Here is a 17,075-nt window from a genome sequence, read left to right on the forward strand (position 1 = left end):
TCTTTCTGGATCGGACGTTTCCGACGGGTGCCGCGGTTCTTTTCTGATCGCCGCAGGCATCCGGCCGACCGAAAGTGACCCGAGCAGCACGGACCCGATCAATGCCAGCCTATCGTTCCCGCACCACCACCCACGGCCGCAACATGGCCGGAGCCCGCGGGCTCTGGCGCGCGACCGGCATGACGGATGCGGATTTCGGCAAGCCGATCATCGCCGTCGTCAACTCCTTCACCCAATTCGTGCCCGGCCATGTCCACCTCAAGGACCTCGGCCAGCTGGTGGCGCGGGAAATCGAGGCCGCGGGCGGGGTCGCCAAGGAGTTCAACACCATCGCCGTCGACGACGGCATCGCCATGGGCCATGACGGCATGCTGTACAGCCTGCCGTCGCGCGAGATCATCGCCGACAGCGTCGAGTACATGGTCAACGCGCATTGCGCCGACGGCATGGTCTGCATCTCGAACTGCGACAAGATCACGCCCGGCATGCTGATGGCGGCGATGCGGCTGAACATCCCGGTGGTGTTCGTGTCCGGCGGGCCGATGGAGGCCGGCAAGGTCAAGTTGCAGGGCGAAACCAAGGCGCTGGACCTGGTCGACGCCATGGTCGCCGCCGCCGACAGCCGGGTCAGCGACGAGGACGTGAAGGTGATCGAGCGGTCGGCCTGCCCGACCTGCGGCTCCTGCTCCGGCATGTTCACCGCCAATTCGATGAACTGCCTGACCGAGGCGCTGGGCCTGGCGCTGCCGGGCAACGGTTCGACCCTCGCCACCCATGCCGACCGCAAGCGGCTGTTCGTCGAGGCCGGGCACCTGATCGTCGACCTGGTGAAGCGCTACTACGAGCAGGACGACGAGTCGGTGCTGCCGCGCAGCATCGCCACCTTCGCCGCCTTCGAGAACGCCATGACGCTCGACATCGCCATGGGCGGGTCGACCAACACCGTGCTGCACCTGCTGGCGGCGGCGCAGGAGGGCGGGGTCGACTTCACCATGGCCGATATCGACCGGCTGTCGCGCCGGGTGCCGGTGCTGTGCAAGGTCGCGCCCGCCGTTCCGAACGTGCATATGGAGGACGTCCATCGCGCCGGCGGCATCATGGCGATCCTGGGCGAGCTGGACCGGGCCGGCCTGCTGCATCGCGACACCCGCATGGTCCATGCCGAAAGCCTGGCGGCCGCGCTGGACCGCTGGGACATCAAGCGCACCGACAGCGACTCCGTGCACAATTTCTACCGCGCGGCGCCGGGCGGCGTCCCGACCCAGGTCGCCTTCAGCCAGGACGCGCGCTACCCGAGCGTCGATGACGACCGCAAGCGCGGCACCATCCGCGACCTGGAGCACGCCTTCAGCCCGGATGGCGGCCTGGCGGTGCTGCACGGCAACATCGCCGAGGATGGCTGCGTGGTGAAGACCGCAGGCGTCGACGCCAGCATCCTCACTTTCTCCGGCCCCGCCCGGATCTTCGAGAGCCAGGATGCGGCGGTCGACGGCATCCTGGGCGGCCGGATCCAGCCCGGCGACGTGGTGCTGATCCGCTACGAGGGCCCGCGCGGCGGCCCCGGCATGCAGGAGATGCTGTATCCGACCAGCTATCTGAAGTCGAAGGGGCTGGGCAAGGCCTGCGCCCTGGTCACCGATGGCCGCTTCTCCGGCGGCTCCTCCGGCCTGTCGATCGGCCATGTCTCGCCCGAGGCGGCGGAAGGCGGCGCCATCGCCCTGGTCGAGGAAGGCGACATCATCGAGATCGACATCCCCGGCCGCCGGATCCACCTCGCCGTCTCCGACGAGGAGCTGGCGCGGCGGCGGGCGGCGATGAACGCCCGTGCCGACGGCGGCTGGAAGCCGGCGGCGCCGCGCACCCGCAAGGTCTCGGCGGCGCTGCAGGCCTATGCGGCGCTGACCACCAGCGCCTCGCGCGGCGCGGTGCGCGACGTCAGTCAGCTCCGCCCGCGCCAGGCCTGAGATCGGGAGGCCGCGGGACGATCTTCTTCCCTGCGGCCTTTACCTGAGGGCCGATCCATCCTACATCCCGCCCGGTCGGCGCTTCGGGCCAGCCCGGACCGCCGCGATGCCGCAACCGTACGATATTTGAGAGGACCGCACGCCATGCGTGCCGAGACCGAAGCCAAGGCCCAGGAGATCAAGCAGTCGCTCGCGCTGCTGAGGAGGTCTCTTTGACTGGGATAACGCTGTCAGACGACTGGACGAGCTGAACGCGCTCGCCGAGGACCCGAAGCTCTGGGACAGCCCGGAGAAGGCGCAGACCCTGCTGCGCGAACGCACCCATCTGGACAACGCCATCACCGGCTACAAGGCGCTGGCGGGCGAGTTCGACGACACCGTCGGATTGATCGAGCTGGCCGAGGCCGAGAGCGATGCCGAGGTTCTGGCCGATGCCGAGGCGCAGCTGGGCCAGCTGGCCGAGCGGGTGGCGAAGAAGCAGCTGGAGAGCCTGCTGGCCGGCGAGGCCGACGGCAACGACTGCTATCTCGAGGTCAATGCCGGCGCCGGCGGCACCGAGGCCCAGGACTGGGGCCAGATGCTGCTGCGCATGTATGTGCGCTGGGCCGAGCAGCACGGCTTCAAGGTGGAGTGGCTGGAGGAGAGCCCCGGCGAAGAGGCGGGGATCAAGTCGGCCACGGTGCTGATCAAAGGCCACAACGCCTATGGCTGGCTGAAGACCGAATCGGGCGTGCACCGCCTGGTCCGGATCAGCCCCTTCGACAGCGCGGCGCGGCGGCACACCAGCTTCGCCTCGGTCGCGGTGTCGCCGGTGATCGATGATTCGATCGACATCACGGTCGACGAGAAGGACCTGAAGGTCGACACCTACCGGTCCTCTGGCGCGGGCGGCCAGCACGTCAACAAGACGGAATCGGCGATCCGCATCACCCATATCCCGACCGGCATCGTCGTCGCCTGCCAGAACGACCGCTCGCAGCACCGCAACCGGGCCATGGCCATGGACATGCTGCGCGCCCGCCTCTACGAGCGCGAGCTGCAGCTGCGCGAGGCCCAGGCCCAGGCGCTGCAGGCGGAGAAGACCGACATCGGCTGGGGCCACCAGATCCGCAGCTATGTGCTGCAGCCCTATCAGATGGTGAAGGACCTGCGCACGGGCGTGGAGACCAGCGCCTCCGCCGCGGTTCTGGACGGCGACATCGACCAGTTCCTGGAGGCGTCGCTGGCGGCGAAGCTGAAGGGCCAGGGCGAAGAGCTGACGGCCTGAGCACGGGCGGCGCCGGTGGCGCCGCCCCACCCGCCATGGCACAAGACCGGAATGGGACCAACAGGCCAGAACGGATGACCGACAGCATTCCGATCCTCGACGGCATCGCCACGATCCGCGACCGCTATGACGCCTTCATCGTCGACCTCTGGGGCGTGGTGCACGACGGTGTCACGCCCTATCCCGGCGTGATCGACTGCCTGCAGCGGCTGCGCGCCGAGGGCAAGCAGGTGTGCCTGCTGTCGAACGCGCCGCGGCGGGTCGGGTCGGTGACGCAGCGGCTGGCCCAGATCGGCGTGCCGGAGGAGTGCTGGGACGCGATCCTGTCCTCGGGCGAGGCGGCGCATCTGGCGCTGGTGGCGCGCGACGACGACTTCCACCAGGCGCTGGGCGAACGTTTCCTGCATCTCGGGCCCGAGCGGGACGCCGACGTCTATGAGGGCGTCGATGACATCGTCCGCGTCGACGATTTGGCCGATGCGGAGTTCGTGCTGAACACCGGCATCGACGACCCGGAGGAACGGGTCGAGGACCACGCCCCGCTGCTGGAGGCCGCAGCGGGTCGCCGCCTGCCGATGATCTGCGCCAACCCGGATATCGTCGTCATCGTCGGCGGCCGGATGCAGATCTGCGCCGGGGCCCTGGCCCAGCACTACGAGACGCTGGGCGGCCAGGTGTTCTATCACGGCAAGCCGCATCCGCCGGTCTATCGCCGCTGCTTCGAGCTGCTGGGCCGGCCCGACCCGGCGCGGGTGCTGGCGGTCGGCGACAGCTTCCACACCGACATGGCCGGCGCGGCCGCGGCCGGGATCGACGGGCTGTTCGTGATCGGCGGCATCCACGGCGCCGAGCTGCGCGACGGCGCCACCGGCCGGCCGGACGCGCACAAGCTGACCGCCGCGGCCGAGCGGCACCGGCTGCGACCGGTGGCGGCGGTGGAGCGGCTGGCCTGGAGCGGACCCGCTTAATACCAGCGGCCTTTGAGATCGACTCTTCGGTCCCTTCCCCGTCATGGCGAGGCGCGGAGCGCCGCGACCATCCAGGGGCGGGTGATGCTGGATGGCCACGCCCTTCGGGGCTCGCCATGACGGGTCAACGTTTCGGGCCGCTGGTATAAGATCCCGTGGGTTGGGTTCGCGGCATACGAACCCAACCCACGTTCTGCCGGGATACTACGCCCTGGCCCCGACCACGCCTTCCAGCGCCGCGGTCAGCAGCGCCGGCGGGGTCTGGACAGAGGCGTGGGCCGGCGGCTGCACCTGCGCCGGCCGGCGCGTCAGCTCGCGGAAATAGCACAGGACGAAGACCCTGAGCGCCCCGGTCAGGCCGCTGCCCCTGCGGGCAGCGTCGATGCGGGTGCAGATCTCGTTCAGCCCGATCTGTTCACGGGCGCAGATTTCCATCAGCCCGTCCCAGAACACGACCTCCATGCGGACGCTGGTACGCCGTCCGGCGACCGTCACGTTGCGGCAGATCGACAGCGGGTCCGCGTCGCGGGCGAGAGCTCCATTATGACCCATCGTCACCTTTCCGGGCCCGCAGCCCCGGAAACCGGGCCATGGGCGACATCAAATACACGGCATTATGTTGAATAATTACCGCTTCCCGGCAAAAAGGTGAACCAGCGATTGCGCTTTTCCGTTCCGGCGCGTGTCGCTTAGTGTCGTGGCGCCGCCTCGGTGTCGGCGCAGATCTCGAATTCCGCCTGCACCGTGGCGTGGTCGACACCGAAGCGGTCGCGCAGCAGCCGGGTCACCGCGCCGACCGCCTGGTCGGAATCGGCGCCCTCGCGCAGCCGGGCGTGCAGGGTCACGATCGGCCGGCCCGGCGTCAGGGTCCAGGCGTGGACGTGATGCACGTCGATCACCGCCGGCACCCCGGCCAGGATCGCCTCGGTCAGCGCCGCCTCGTCGATTCGGTCGGGCGTGCCCTCGACCAGCACATGGCCGGATTCGCGCAGGATCGCCCAGGCGCTGCGCAGGACCAGCAGCGACACCAGCACCGACAGGATCGGGTCGATCGGCGTCCAGCCGGTGGCCAGGATGACCGCGCCGGCGGCGAGCGCGCCGATCGAGCCGAGCAGGTCGCCCAGCACGTGCAGCGCCGCACCGCGCAGGTTCAGGTTCGTCCGGTCGCCGCCCTGCAGCACCCGATAGGCGACCAGGTTGGCGACCAGGCCGGCGGCGGCGATGCCCATCATCAGCCCGCCCGCGACCGGCGCCGGCGCGGCCAGCCGGCCGACGGCCTCGACCACGATCGCGATAACGACCGCCAGCAGCACGATGCCATTGGCGAAGGCGGCCAGCACCTGCACCCGGCCATAGCCGTAGCTGCGCCGGGCGTCGCGGGGACGCCGCGCCATCCGCGCCGCCAGCCAGGCCAGCGCCAGCGCCGCCGCATCGGTCAGCATGTGCCCGGCATCGGCCAGGAGCGCGAGGGAATTGGCGATCCAGCCGCCGGCCGCCTCGAGCAGCATGAAGCCGGCGGTGATCGCCAAGGCCGCCAGCAGGCGCCGCTCGCCATCCGCCCCCTCCGGCATCCCGTGGTGATGGCGACGGCCCGGCCCGTGATCATGCGCCGCGTGATCGTGCCCGGCTGCGGATCCGTGCGGGTGCGGCGCCTCTCCGGGCGGATGGTCGTGCGGCATTCCGGCTCTCCGGAGGATGCGAATCGTTCGCGCCAGTCTACATCTGGCACTCCGACGTGAAAAACCCGCCCGGAATGCCGGTTGCACACCCACAACCGCTATGTTAGATGACGGCGCGCCGAGCGGAAGGGGTGGGCCTCGGACAATATCTTGTTGTGCGATCGAGCCCCCCGAACATTCGGCGGTCGTGGCCTCCTGCCACGATCGAAACAAAACGATCGAGGGACGATCGGTGGCAGCCACAGGGTCAGGGATATCCGGCCTCGCATCCAGTTACGCGACGGCGCTGTACGCACTCGCAGATGAAGGCAAGACGCTCGACCGGACCGCGGACGACCTGCGCGGCCTGAAGGCGGCGCTGGCCGAGAGCGAGGATCTGCGCCGTCTGGTCCGCAGCCCGCTGCTGTCGCGCGACGCGCAGGGCAAGGCGATGGCCGCGGTGTTGGAGCGGGCGGGCGTGTCCGAGCTGGTGCGCCGCTTCGTCGGCTTGGTGGCGCGCAATCGCCGCCTGTTCGCCCTCGACGCCATGATCGACGCCTTCCTGGCCGAGCTGGCCCGCCGCCGCGGCGAGCTCACCGCCGAGGTCACCGCCGCCGCGGCGCTGACCGACCGCCAGACCGAGGCGCTGGTCGATCAGCTCAAGAAGGCCATGGGCGCCAAGGTCCAGGTCAATGTCAAAGTCGATCCCGCGCTGCTCGGCGGGATGATCGTCAAAGTCGGCTCGCGCATGGTCGACAGCTCCCTGCGCACGAAACTGGCCAAGCTGCAGCTCGCGATGAAGGGGACCGTCTGATGGACATCCGTGCCGCCGAAATCTCTGCGATCATCAAGGATCAGATCGCCAATTTCGGGACCGAGGCCGACGTGGCCGAGGTCGGCCAGGTGCTGTCGGTCGGCGACGGCGTCGCCCGCGTCTACGGCCTCGACAACGTCCAGGCGGGCGAGATGGTCGAGTTCCCGGGCGGCATCAAGGGCATGGCGCTGAACCTCGAGACCGACAATGTCGGTATCGTGATCTTCGGCGAGGACCGCGACATCAAGGAAGGCGACACGGTCAAGCGCACCGGCGCCATCGTCGAGGTCCCGGTCGGCCGCGGCCTGCTGGGCCGCGTGGTCGACGCCCTGGGCAACCCGATCGACGGCAAGGGCCCGATCCAGGACGCGAAGATGAGCCGCGTCGAGGTCAAGGCCCCCGGCATCATCCCGCGCAAGTCGGTGCATGAGCCGATGCAGACCGGCCTGAAGTCGATCGACGCGCTGACGCCGATCGGCCGCGGCCAGCGCGAGCTGATCATCGGCGACCGTCAGACCGGCAAGACCGCGGTCGCGATCGACACCATCCTGAACCAGCGCGAGATCAACAAGTCCGGCGACGAGAAGCAGAAGCTCTACTGCATCTACGTCGCGGTCGGGCAGAAGCGCTCGACGGTCGCCCAGATCGTCAAGACGCTCGAGGAATACGGCGCGCTCGAATACACCACCGTCGTCGCCGCGACGGCGTCGGAGCCGGCGCCGCTGCAGTTCCTGGCGCCCTACACCGGCGCCGCGATGGGCGAGTTCTTCCGCGACAACGGCATGCACGCGTTGATCATCTATGATGATCTGTCCAAGCAGGCCGTGGCCTACCGCCAGATGTCGCTGCTGCTGCGCCGTCCGCCGGGCCGCGAGGCGTATCCGGGCGACGTGTTCTACCTGCACAGCCGCCTGCTGGAGCGCGCGGCGAAGATGAACGACGACCACGGCGCCGGCTCGCTGACCGCGCTGCCGGTCATCGAGACCCAGGCCGGTGACGTCTCGGCCTACATCCCGACCAACGTGATCTCGATCACCGACGGCCAGATCTTCCTCGAGACCGGTCTGTTCTATAAGGGCGTCCGCCCGGCCATCAATGTCGGCCTGTCGGTCAGCCGCGTCGGCTCCGCCGCCCAGATCAAGGCGATGAAGCAGGTCGCCGGCCGCATCAAGCTCGAGCTCGCGCAGTACCGCGAGATGGAGGCTTTCGCCCAGTTCGCCTCCGATCTCGACGCCTCGACCCAGAAGCTGCTGGCCCGCGGCGCGCGCCTGACCGAGCTGCTGAAGCAGCCGCAGTTCAGCCCGCAGCCGGTCGAGGAGCAGGTGGCGTCGATCTTCGCCGGCGTCCGCGGCCATCTCGACAGCGTGCCGGCCAACCGGGTGCAGGATTTCGAGAAGGGCCTGCTCGACGCGCTGCGCGACGAGGGCAAGGCGATCCTCGAGGCGATCCGCAACGAGAAGCAGCTCTCGCCGGAGACGGAGGAGAAGCTGGCCAGCTTCATCGCGAACTACGCCAAGACTTTCGTCTGAGCGACGGTCGCACCCACCACGAGACTTGAAGGCGGGGCGCCATGCCGTCGTTGAAGGACCTGAGGAACCGGATCTCCAGCGTCAAGTCGACGCAGAAGATCACTGCGGCCATGAAGATGGTCGCGGCGTCGAAGCTGCGCCGCGCCCAGGAGCAGGCCGAAGCCGGCCGGCCCTTTGCCGACCGGATGGAGCGGATGCTGGTCGGCCTCGCCGCCGGCGCCAAGACGGCCGGCCAGGGCCCGAAGCTGATCGCCGGCACCGGCAAGAGCGACGTGCACCTGCTGCTGGTCGTCACCTCCGACCGCGGCCTGGCCGGGGCGTTCAACGCCACGGTGCTGCGCGAGACGCGCAAGCAGATCCGCGAGCTGCAGGGCCTGGGCAAGACGGTGAAGCTGTTCACCATCGGCCGCAAGGGCCGCGACGCCCTGCGCCGCGACCACGCCGGCCTGATCGTCGAGAGCGTCATCGACATCGGCCGGCCGAAGCTGGGCTTCGCCGATGCCGACGCGATCGCGACCCGGATCCTGGCGATGTTCGAGGCCGGCGAGTTCGACGTCTGCTCGGTCGTCTACAACAAGTTCAAATCGGCGATCAGCCAGATCATCACCGTGCAGCAGCTGGTGCCGGTGGCGATCCCGGCGGTGACCGAGGCCACGGCCTCGAACATCGTCTATGAGTTCGAGCCCAGCGAGGAGCAGATCCTGGCGGAGCTGCTGCCGCGCAACCTGGCGATCCAGGTCTACAAGGCGCTGCTCGAATCCGCCGCCTCCGAGCAGGGTGCGCGCATGACCGCGATGGACAATGCGACGCGCAATGCGGGCGACATGATCAAGCGGCTGACGCTGGTCTACAACCGGACCCGCCAGGCCTACATCACCAAGGAGCTGATCGAGATCATCTCCGGCGCCGAGGCCGTCTAAGGCGCCGTGATCCATCGATCGCTTGAAGTCAGTTCGAGGAGCGTGAACACCATGGTCGAGACCCAGACCGGAAGCAACGTCATCGGCCGCATCAGCCAGGTTCTGGGCGCCGTGGTGGACGTCCAGTTCGATGGCGAGCTGCCCGCCATCCTGAACGCCCTGACCACCGAGATCGGCGGCAGGACCCTTGTGCTCGAGGCGGCGCAGCATCTCGGCGAGAACACCGTGCGCTGCATCGCCATGGACTCGACCGACGGCCTGGTCCGCGGCAACAAGGTGATCGACACCGGCAACTCCATCAGGATGCCGGTCGGCCCGGAGACGCTGGGCCGGATCATGAACGTGATCGGCGAGCCGATCGACGAGCGCGGCCCGATCAACGCCAAGCAGCACTTCCCGATCCACCGCCCGGCGCCGGAATTCGTCGACCAGGCCACCGAGGCCGAGATGCTGGTCACCGGCATCAAGGTCGTCGACCTGATCGGCCCCTACGCCAAGGGCGGCAAGATCGGCCTGTTCGGCGGCGCCGGCGTCGGCAAGACCGTGACCATCCAGGAGCTGATCAACAACATCGCCAAGGCGCATGGCGGCGTGTCGGTCTTCGCCGGCGTGGGTGAGCGTACCCGCGAGGGCAACGACCTGTACCACGAGATGATCGACTCCGGCGTCATCAAGCTGGGCGAGGAAGGCTCCAAGGTGGCCCTCGTCTACGGCCAGATGAACGAGCCGCCGGGGGCCCGCGCCCGCGTCGGCCTGTCGGGCCTGACCGTCGCCGAGTACTTCCGCGACGTCGAAGGCCAGGACGTGCTGTTCTTCGTCGACAACATCTTCCGCTTCACCCAGGCGGGCGCCGAGGTGTCGGCGCTGCTGGGCCGCATCCCGTCGGCGGTGGGCTATCAGCCGACCCTGTCGACCGACATGGGCGCCTTGCAGGAGCGCATCACTTCGACCACCAAGGGCTCGATCACCTCGGTGCAGGCCATCTATGTGCCCGCCGACGACCTGACCGACCCGGCCCCGGCGACCTCGTTCTCGCACCTGGACGCGACCACCGTGCTCAGCCGCGCGATCTCGGAACTGGGCATCTACCCGGCGGTCGACCCGCTCGATTCGACCTCGCGCATCCTCGACCCTCGCGTCGTCGGCCAGGAGCACTACGAGGTGGCCCGCGCCGTGCAACGCACGCTGCAGGAGTACAAGGCGCTGCAGGACATCATCGCCATCCTGGGCATGGACGAGCTGACCGAGGAGCAGAAGCTGACCGTGGCCCGCGCCCGGAAGATCCAGCGCTTCTTCAGCCAGCCCTTCCACGTGGCCGAGGTGTTCACCGGCACGCCGGGCGTGTTCGTCCCGGTCGAGGAGACGGTCCGCGGCTTCAAGGGCATCGTCAACGGCGACTACGACCACCTGCCGGAGGCGGCGTTCTACATGGTCGGCACCATCGACGACGCCGTCGCCAAGGCGAAGAAGCTCGCCGAAGCCGCCTGATCTGACGCCAGCCAAGCCTGCCGGGGACATCCATGGCCGAGAAATTCGCCTTCGAACTGGTCTCGCCCGAGAAGCTGCTCGTGGCGCAGCAGGTCGAGATGGTGGTCGTCCCCGGCGGCGACGGCCATTTCGGCGTGCTGAAGGGGCACATGTCGATGCTGTCGACCATCCAGCCGGGTGTGATCGACATCTATGAGCAGCGCAGCGCCATCTCCAGCCGCCTCTTCATCACCGGCGGCTTCGCCGAGGTGACGCCGGAGCGCTGCACCGTGCTGGCCGAGGAGGTGGTGCCGGTGGCCTCGCTGGACCGCGCCAAGGTCGAGCAGGAGCTGCGCGACGCCGAAGAGGACGTGGCCGACGCCAAGACCCCTGGCGACAAGGCAGTGGCCGAGCGGGCGCTGAAGCTGGCCCGGGCCAAGCTCACCGCCATCAGCCGGGCCGCCGCCGGCCACGCCTGATCCGGCCGCCGCACGGACGAATCGAAAGGGCCCCGTACGGGGCCCTTTTTCATGGCGGAGCGAGCGCCTCGAACAGCAGGCGGGTCGGCACCAGCCGGGCGGGGCGGCCGGGGCCGAACCAGACGATCGCGTTCTGGCCGAACTCCTCCGCCAGCGCCACCAGATCCGCGACCGGCATGTCGAGCACCAGCAGCCCCTGCTCCGGCGGCCAGGTGCCGTCCAACCCGGCGCCGGTGTGCGGCGCGGCGTCGAAGCCGCGCCGGCGCACTGCTTCGACCAGACGCTGCCGCGCCGTCGCGTTCTCGGCCGGCGGCGCCGGGCGGCTACGCGGATTGTCGGCGCTGACGAAGCCGGCACCGACGGCGCCGCGGCCAGTCAGCCACGCCTCCGCGGCCGGATTGCGCCGATCGATCCGCACCTCGTGCTCGGCGCCGTCGGCGGTGAACAGGTAGCGGGTGTCGCGATAGGCTTCGAGCAGCCGGATGAAGCCCGCGAGATCCATCGCCCGTGACGCCAGCGGCCTGTCAGCCGGCCTTCTCGGTCGTCGGGTCGATCATCTTGCGGATCTCCGTGATCTTGGTCGCCGGGAAGCCGCTGATCTCGGCATGCCGGCGGATCACCTCCTCGTCCCGGGCGAGATAGACGCAGAAGGTCTTGTTGTCGGCGACGTAGCTCTCGACCCATTGGATGTCGGGGCCGATCTGCCGCAGGGCCTCGTTGGACTTGGCTGCGGCGCCCCGCAGCTGCTCGCGTTCGAGGGTGCCGACATCCGGAATGTCGCGTTCGATGATGAACTTGCGAAGCGCCATACGGTCCTCCCTCGTGCAGCCGTCGCGCGGCGGGCGAAGGCCCGCCGCTTCGGTTGATCTAGACCGCGCCGGCGATCAGTACAGCCCGCCGGTCCCGGTCGTCGCCTCCGGCACGCTGTCGCCGAAGCCGGTACCCTGGTCGGTCGCGCCGCCGCTGCCGTCGAGCCGGTCGAGGGCATAGCCGGTGCCGGGCTCGGTGCCGGGGCGGAACGCCTCCCAGATCGTGTCGCCGCCGCTGCCATAGGCGGGCTGGCCGGTCAGCCGGTCGATCTTCACCAGGCTGACGCCGGGCGGGATGCGGAAGGGCGGCACGTCCTTGCCCCTCAGCGCCTCGGAGATGAAGTCGCGGAAGACCGGCAGCGCCGCAGTCGACCCCCATTCGCGGGCGCCCAGCGTCTTCGGATCATCGAAGCCGACATAGATCGCCACCACCAGGTCGGGCGAGAAGCCGACGAACCAGGCGTCCTTGGCGTCGTTGGTGGTGCCGGTCTTGCCGGCCAGGGTGAAGCCCAGCTTGTTCAGCGCCGAGGCGGTGCCGCGCTGCACCACGCCCTGCAGGATCGAGGTCATCTGATAGGCCGAGACCGGGTCGGCGATCTGCTCCCGCGTGTCCGGGATCACCGGCGTGGCCTGGTCGGCCCAGGGCTGGCCGCAGGTCTCGCAGGGCCGGGCGTCGTGCCGGTAGATGGTGCGGCCGGTGCGGTCCTGGATCCGGTCGATGAAGGTCGGCACCACCTTCTTGCCGCCATTGGCGATCTGGGCGAATCCCGTCGCCATCTGCAGCGGGGTGGTGGCGCCGGCGCCGAGCGCCATGGAGTAGAGCAGCGGCATGTCCTTGTAGACGCCGAAGCGCTCCGCCGTCTCCTTCACCTTGTCGAGACCGACCGCCTGGATCAGCCGCACCGTCATCAGGTTGCGCGACCGCTCGACGCCGACCCTGAGCGGCATGGGTCCCAGGAACCGGTGATCGTCGTTCTCCGGCGCCCAGTCGGTGGTGCCGGTGTCGATCGTGATCGGCGCGTCGTCGATGATGGTCGCCGGGGTATAGCCGGCCTCGAGCGCCGTCAGATAGACGAAGGGCTTGAAGGTCGAGCCCGGCTGCCGCACCGCCTGGGTGCCGCGGTCGAACTCGCTCATCGCATAGTCGTAGCCGCCGGTGATCGCCAGCACCCGGCCGGTGTTGGGGTCGAGCGCCACCAGCGCGCCCTGCACGTCTGGGATCTGGCGCAGGCCGAATTCCTGCGGCACCGCCTTGTCCTCCGGCACCGGGCCGGTCGGCTCGACCAGCACCACGTCGCCCTTGGCCAGCACGTCGGACGGTCTCCTCGGCTCGGCGCCGACCGTCTGGTTCGGCCGCCAGGGCCGGGCCCATTTCATCTCGGCGAAGGGGATGACACCGCGGCTCTTGTCCGAGAAGCCGATGGCGGCCCCTTTGGCATCGACGTCCAGCACCACCGCCATCTGCCAGTCGCCGGCGCCGGCCGGCCGCTGGATCGCGGCCAGCTGCCCGGCCCAGTCGTCGAAGCCTTCGATCTTCTTCAGCGGGCCGCGCCAGCCATGCCGCATGTCGTAGCTGCGCAGGCCGTTGCGCAACGCCTGGTCGGCCAGATCCTGCAGATGCGTGTCGAGCGAGGTGCGGACCGACAGCCCGCCCTGGTAGAGGGCGTCGTTGCCGTAGAGGCGCTGCAGCTCGCGCCGCACCTCCTCGGCGAAATAGTTGGCGCTGACGAATTCGATCTGCCGCCGGTCCTTGGTCACCAGCGGCTCGGCCATGGCGGCGTCGGCCTGCTCCTTGGTGATCGCCCCGTCTTCCAGGAGGCGGCCGATGACGTAGTTGCGGCGGCCGACCGCGGCCTCCAGATTGGTCTTCGGGTCGTACCGGCTCGGCGCCTTCGGCAGGCCGGCCAGGAAGGCGGCCTCGGAGAGCGTCAGGTCCTTCAGCGGCTTGTTGAAATAGGCCAGCGACGCCGCCGCCACGCCAAAGGCACGTCGGCCGAGATAGATCTGGTTCAGGTACAGCTCGAGAATCTGCGGCTTGGTGAAGGCGGCTTCGATTCTGAACGCCAGCAACGCCTCGCGGATCTTGCGGCTGATCGATATGTCCTGCGTCAGGAAGAAGTTGCGCGCCACCTGCTGGGTAATGGTCGAGGCCCCTTCGACACGGCGGCCGGAGAAGTAATTCACTATGGCCCTGAACCCGGCCCGGGCGATACCTTGCGGGTCGACGCCCGGGTGGTCGTAGAAGTTCTGATCCTCGGCCGAGACGAAGGCCTGGGCCACCAGGGGCGGGATCGCCCCGATCGGCACGAACAGGCGGTTCTCACTGGCGTATTCCGTCATCAGCCGGCCGTCGGCCGCGTGCAGGCGGGTGGTGATCGGCGGCGCATATTCGGCCAGCTGCGCCGTGTCCGGCAGGTCGCGGCCGAAATAGCTGGCGGCCGCGAAGACCCCGACCGCCGCGATGACGAGGAGGAGGATGAGGGAGGACAGGAGCCAGCCGATCAGACGCATCGGACCTTGGGAGCAATGGATGGACGGCGGCGGCCGCCCCGGCGCGGCGGGGAGGCCCAGCGAGGCCGGCCTCGACGCAGAAGCGAATAGGCCGCGATTGTGTTCCGTTGATGGCCGCGAGGGCCAGGGCGGCATCTGTTACCATAGCGCCGGGGTCCGAGTCAGGCGTTTGTGGCGGCGTCCGTTCACGACCGCAGAAATCTTCCATTGTCGAGAGTGCGGTGCCTCGGTATCGTGGCGGCGCGACAGTCTGCCCGATCGTTCGATCGGATGTCCGGGTCCCCCGGATCTCCGGGTCGATCGCGCGGCGACGCATCGACTTCCGCCGTGAAACGCCTCTTGTCGAACGGCCGGCACACGATGCGCAGCCGCGGATGTCGGGCGACATCGAGGATCAACTCGAGGCCGTGCCCCGGCGCATCCGCGCCGGACCGGTGGTCGCGGACCCTCCCGTCTGGCCTGCTGCGAAGCGCCGTTCTCGGGTGATCACGGTTCGCGTCCCCGGCGGCTTCGGCAGGACAATGACGCGCCGCGGCCCCGTGAGTCGCGCGGGGCCGGCGGCAGCGTCGCCAGGGTTTATACATGGCGAAGAGAATGCTGGTGGACGCCACCCATGCGGAAGAGACGCGGGTGGTCGTTCTGGACGGCAATCGGCTCGAGGAATTCGATTTCGAGACCGAAGCCAAGAAGCAGCTGAAGGGCAATATCTACCTGGCCAAGGTGACGCGGGTCGAACCCTCGCTCCAGGCCGCCTTCGTGGAATATGGCGGGAACCGGCACGGCTTCCTCGCCTTCTCCGAAATCCATCCCGACTACTACCGGATCCCGATCGCCGACCGCGAGGCGCTCTTGGCCCGCCAGGCCGAGGAGGCCGAAGAGGCTGAGGCCCAGGCCGCCGAGCCGGCGCCGCGCCGGCGCCGCGGCCGCGACCGCCGGCCGGCCCGCACCGAGGCCGAGGCCGGTCCGAGCGAGGTGGTCGAGGTCGTCGAGGCCGCCGGCGACGCGGTGGCGGGCGAGGTGATCGCCGCCGATGCCGCCGCCGCGGAGAGCTTCGGCGAGACCCTGTCGACCGAGGGCGACAGCGGCCCGGTGGCGCTGCTGGCCCCGGCCGAGACCCCGAAGGGCGACGACCCGACCCCGGCCGAGGGCGAGAACGGCAACGGCAATGGCCAGAACGACGCCGAGGCGGAGGCGGTCGAGGTGCTGGGCGGCGACGAGGCCGAGGAGGCCCGCGACCGTCGCTCGAAGCTGCCGAACTACCGCAACTACAAGATCCAGGAGGTCATCAAGCGCCGGCAGATCATGCTGGTGCAGGTGACCAAGGAGGAGCGCGGCAACAAGGGCGCGGCGCTGACGACGTATCTGTCGCTGGCTGGGCGCTACTGCGTGCTGATGCCGAACACGCCGCGCGGCGGCGGCATCAGCCGGAAGATCGCCAATCCCAAGGATCGCAAGAAGATGAAGGCGATCATGGATGACCTGGACGTGCCGGAGGGCATGGCGGTCATCCTGCGGACGGCGGGGCTGGAGCGCACCAAGCTGGAGATCCGGCGCGACCTCGACTACCTGCTGCGGCTATGGGATTCGATCCGCCAGACCACGCTGCAGTCGACCGCGCCCTGCGTCATCCATGAAGAGGCGAACCTGATCAAGCGGGCGATCCGCGACCTCTATTCCAAAGACATCGAGGACGTCCAGGTCGCGGGCGAGGACGGATACCGCGTCGCCAAGGACTTCATGCGCATGCTCATGCCGAGCCATGCCAAGAAGGTGCAGCGCTACGAGGACGAGAACGTCCCCCTCTTCCACCGCTTCAACGTGGAAGGCCAGATCGATGCGATGCACAGCCCCGTCGTGCAGCTTCGGTCGGGCGGCTACATCGTCATCAACCCGACCGAGGCGCTGGTCTCGATCGACGTCAACTCCGGCCGCTCGACCCGCGAGCGGAACATCGAGGAGACGGCGTACAAGACCAATCTCGAGGCCGCCGACGAGGTCGCCCGCCAGTTGCGCCTGCGCGACCTGGCCGGCCTGATCGTCATCGACTTCATCGACATGGAGGACGACCGCCACAACAAGGCGGTCGAGCAGCGGCTGAAGGAGGCGATGCGGCAGGACCGCGCCCGCATCCAGATCGGCCGGATCAGCGCCTTCGGCCTGCTTGAGCTGTCACGCCAGCGGCTGCGCCCGAGCCTGATGGAGACGCATTTCGAGACCTGCGCCCATTGCGGCGGGCTGGGCATGACCCGGACCACCGGCTCGGCGGCGCTGTCGGTGCTGCGCGCGATCGAGGAGGAAGGCATCCGCAAGCGCGCCTCCGAGATCACCGTGCACGTCGCCACCGCCCTGGCGCTGTACCTGTTCAACCAAAAGCGCGACGCCCTGGCCGATATCGAGCGGCGCTACGGCGTGCGGGTGATGATCGAGGCCGATGACAGTCTGATCCCGCCGGCGCACCGGATCGATCGCACCCGCGCCCGCGGCGCCGAGCTGCCGGCCCCGGCGGCGCCTGTCGACCACGCCGCCCGGATCATGGCCGAGACCGATGCCGCGCTGGAGCGGGAGGCCGTGGAGGCGGAGGACGAGGAGGAGGTCGCGGAGGCCCACGAGCCGGCCCGGCCGCAGCAGCGCCCGGCGCAGCCGCCGCAGCACGCCCCGCAGGCCGAGGGCGAGGGCGGCGGCCGCAGGC

At 69.2% G+C, this 17,075-nt stretch carries 14 protein-coding genes; 9 read left to right on the forward strand and 5 right to left on the reverse strand.

What is annotated here, in order from left to right; translation table 11 throughout:
- Positions 1 to 101 precede the first annotated feature (101 nt).
- The 3 genes from ilvD (at position 102) to KXR53_RS16955 (ending at position 4,199) form a co-directional block, all read left to right on the forward strand.
- Positions 102 to 1,964 (forward strand): dihydroxy-acid dehydratase, encoded by a 1,863-nt coding sequence (gene ilvD / locus KXR53_RS16945; protein ID WP_437376413.1) that lies wholly within the window; start codon positions 102 to 104, stop codon positions 1,962 to 1,964.
- A 144-nt stretch (positions 1,965 to 2,108) separates the two neighbouring features.
- A protein-coding gene (prfB, locus tag KXR53_RS16950) for a peptide chain release factor 2 (protein ID WP_437376414.1) occupies positions 2,109 to 3,231 on the forward strand; the annotation gives its coding sequence in 2 pieces (ribosomal slippage) (positions 2,109 to 2,177 and positions 2,179 to 3,231; 1,122 coding nt in all).
- Positions 3,232 to 3,305: 74 nt separating this feature from the next.
- The gene (locus KXR53_RS16955; RefSeq protein ID WP_437376415.1) at positions 3,306 to 4,199 is read left to right on the forward strand and encodes a TIGR01459 family HAD-type hydrolase; all 894 of its coding nucleotides are present in this window, start codon (positions 3,306 to 3,308) and stop codon (positions 4,197 to 4,199) included.
- Positions 4,200 to 4,403: 204 nt separating this feature from the next.
- On the opposite strand, the gene KXR53_RS16960 is transcribed toward KXR53_RS16955, so the two are convergent.
- Positions 4,404 to 4,751 (reverse strand): ribbon-helix-helix domain-containing protein, encoded by a 348-nt coding sequence (locus tag KXR53_RS16960; protein WP_437376416.1) that lies wholly within the window; start codon positions 4,749 to 4,751, stop codon positions 4,404 to 4,406.
- Between the two features lie 137 nt (positions 4,752 to 4,888).
- Entirely contained in the window at positions 4,889 to 5,878 is a 990-nt protein-coding gene (locus KXR53_RS16965) for a cation diffusion facilitator family transporter (RefSeq protein ID WP_437376417.1), read from the reverse strand.
- A gap of 232 nt (positions 5,879 to 6,110) precedes the next feature.
- On the opposite strand from KXR53_RS16965, the gene KXR53_RS16970 reads away from it, so the two are divergent.
- From KXR53_RS16970 to KXR53_RS16990, 5 genes are read left to right on the forward strand one after another with little or no spacing between them, the layout of a single operon-like run.
- Positions 6,111 to 6,671 (forward strand): F0F1 ATP synthase subunit delta, encoded by a 561-nt coding sequence (locus KXR53_RS16970; protein ID WP_437376418.1) that lies wholly within the window; start codon positions 6,111 to 6,113, stop codon positions 6,669 to 6,671.
- Positions 6,671 to 8,200: a F0F1 ATP synthase subunit alpha gene (gene atpA / locus KXR53_RS16975; RefSeq protein ID WP_437376419.1), complete on the forward strand. Its 1,530-nt coding sequence runs from the start codon at positions 6,671 to 6,673 to the stop codon at positions 8,198 to 8,200. Before KXR53_RS16970 ends, atpA begins: the two co-directional genes overlap by 1 nt.
- A gap of 41 nt (positions 8,201 to 8,241) precedes the next feature.
- Entirely contained in the window at positions 8,242 to 9,120 is an 879-nt protein-coding gene (locus tag KXR53_RS16980; protein ID WP_437376420.1) for a F0F1 ATP synthase subunit gamma, read from the forward strand.
- A 51-nt stretch (positions 9,121 to 9,171) separates the two neighbouring features.
- A complete protein-coding gene (atpD, locus tag KXR53_RS16985) occupies positions 9,172 to 10,608 on the forward strand; it encodes a F0F1 ATP synthase subunit beta (protein WP_437376421.1) in 1,437 nt (478 codons plus the stop codon).
- Between the two features lie 32 nt (positions 10,609 to 10,640).
- The gene (locus KXR53_RS16990; protein WP_437376422.1) at positions 10,641 to 11,066 is read left to right on the forward strand and encodes a F0F1 ATP synthase subunit epsilon; all 426 of its coding nucleotides are present in this window, start codon (positions 10,641 to 10,643) and stop codon (positions 11,064 to 11,066) included.
- 49 nt (positions 11,067 to 11,115) lie between these two features.
- On the opposite strand, the gene KXR53_RS16995 is transcribed toward KXR53_RS16990, so the two are convergent.
- The 3 genes from KXR53_RS16995 to KXR53_RS17005 form a co-directional block, all read right to left on the reverse strand.
- Complete coding sequence (locus KXR53_RS16995) at positions 11,116 to 11,568, reverse strand: DUF3293 domain-containing protein (RefSeq protein ID WP_437376423.1); 453 nt, start codon at positions 11,566 to 11,568, stop codon at positions 11,116 to 11,118.
- A 22-nt stretch (positions 11,569 to 11,590) separates the two neighbouring features.
- Complete coding sequence (locus tag KXR53_RS17000; RefSeq protein ID WP_437376424.1) at positions 11,591 to 11,875, reverse strand: DUF4242 domain-containing protein; 285 nt, start codon at positions 11,873 to 11,875, stop codon at positions 11,591 to 11,593.
- 75 nt (positions 11,876 to 11,950) lie between these two features.
- The gene (locus KXR53_RS17005; protein ID WP_437376425.1) at positions 11,951 to 14,386 is read right to left on the reverse strand and encodes a penicillin-binding protein 1A; all 2,436 of its coding nucleotides are present in this window, start codon (positions 14,384 to 14,386) and stop codon (positions 11,951 to 11,953) included.
- Between the two features lie 582 nt (positions 14,387 to 14,968).
- Here KXR53_RS17005 and KXR53_RS17010 point away from each other — a divergent pair.
- On the forward strand, positions 14,969 to 17,075 hold a 2,107-nt coding region (locus tag KXR53_RS17010; protein ID WP_437376426.1), incomplete at its 3' end, for an Rne/Rng family ribonuclease.

Origin of the sequence: Inquilinus limosus (genome assembly GCF_051487185.1) — a bacterium.
GTDB classification, from domain to species: domain Bacteria; phylum Pseudomonadota; class Alphaproteobacteria; order DSM-16000; family Inquilinaceae; genus Inquilinus; species Inquilinus limosus_F.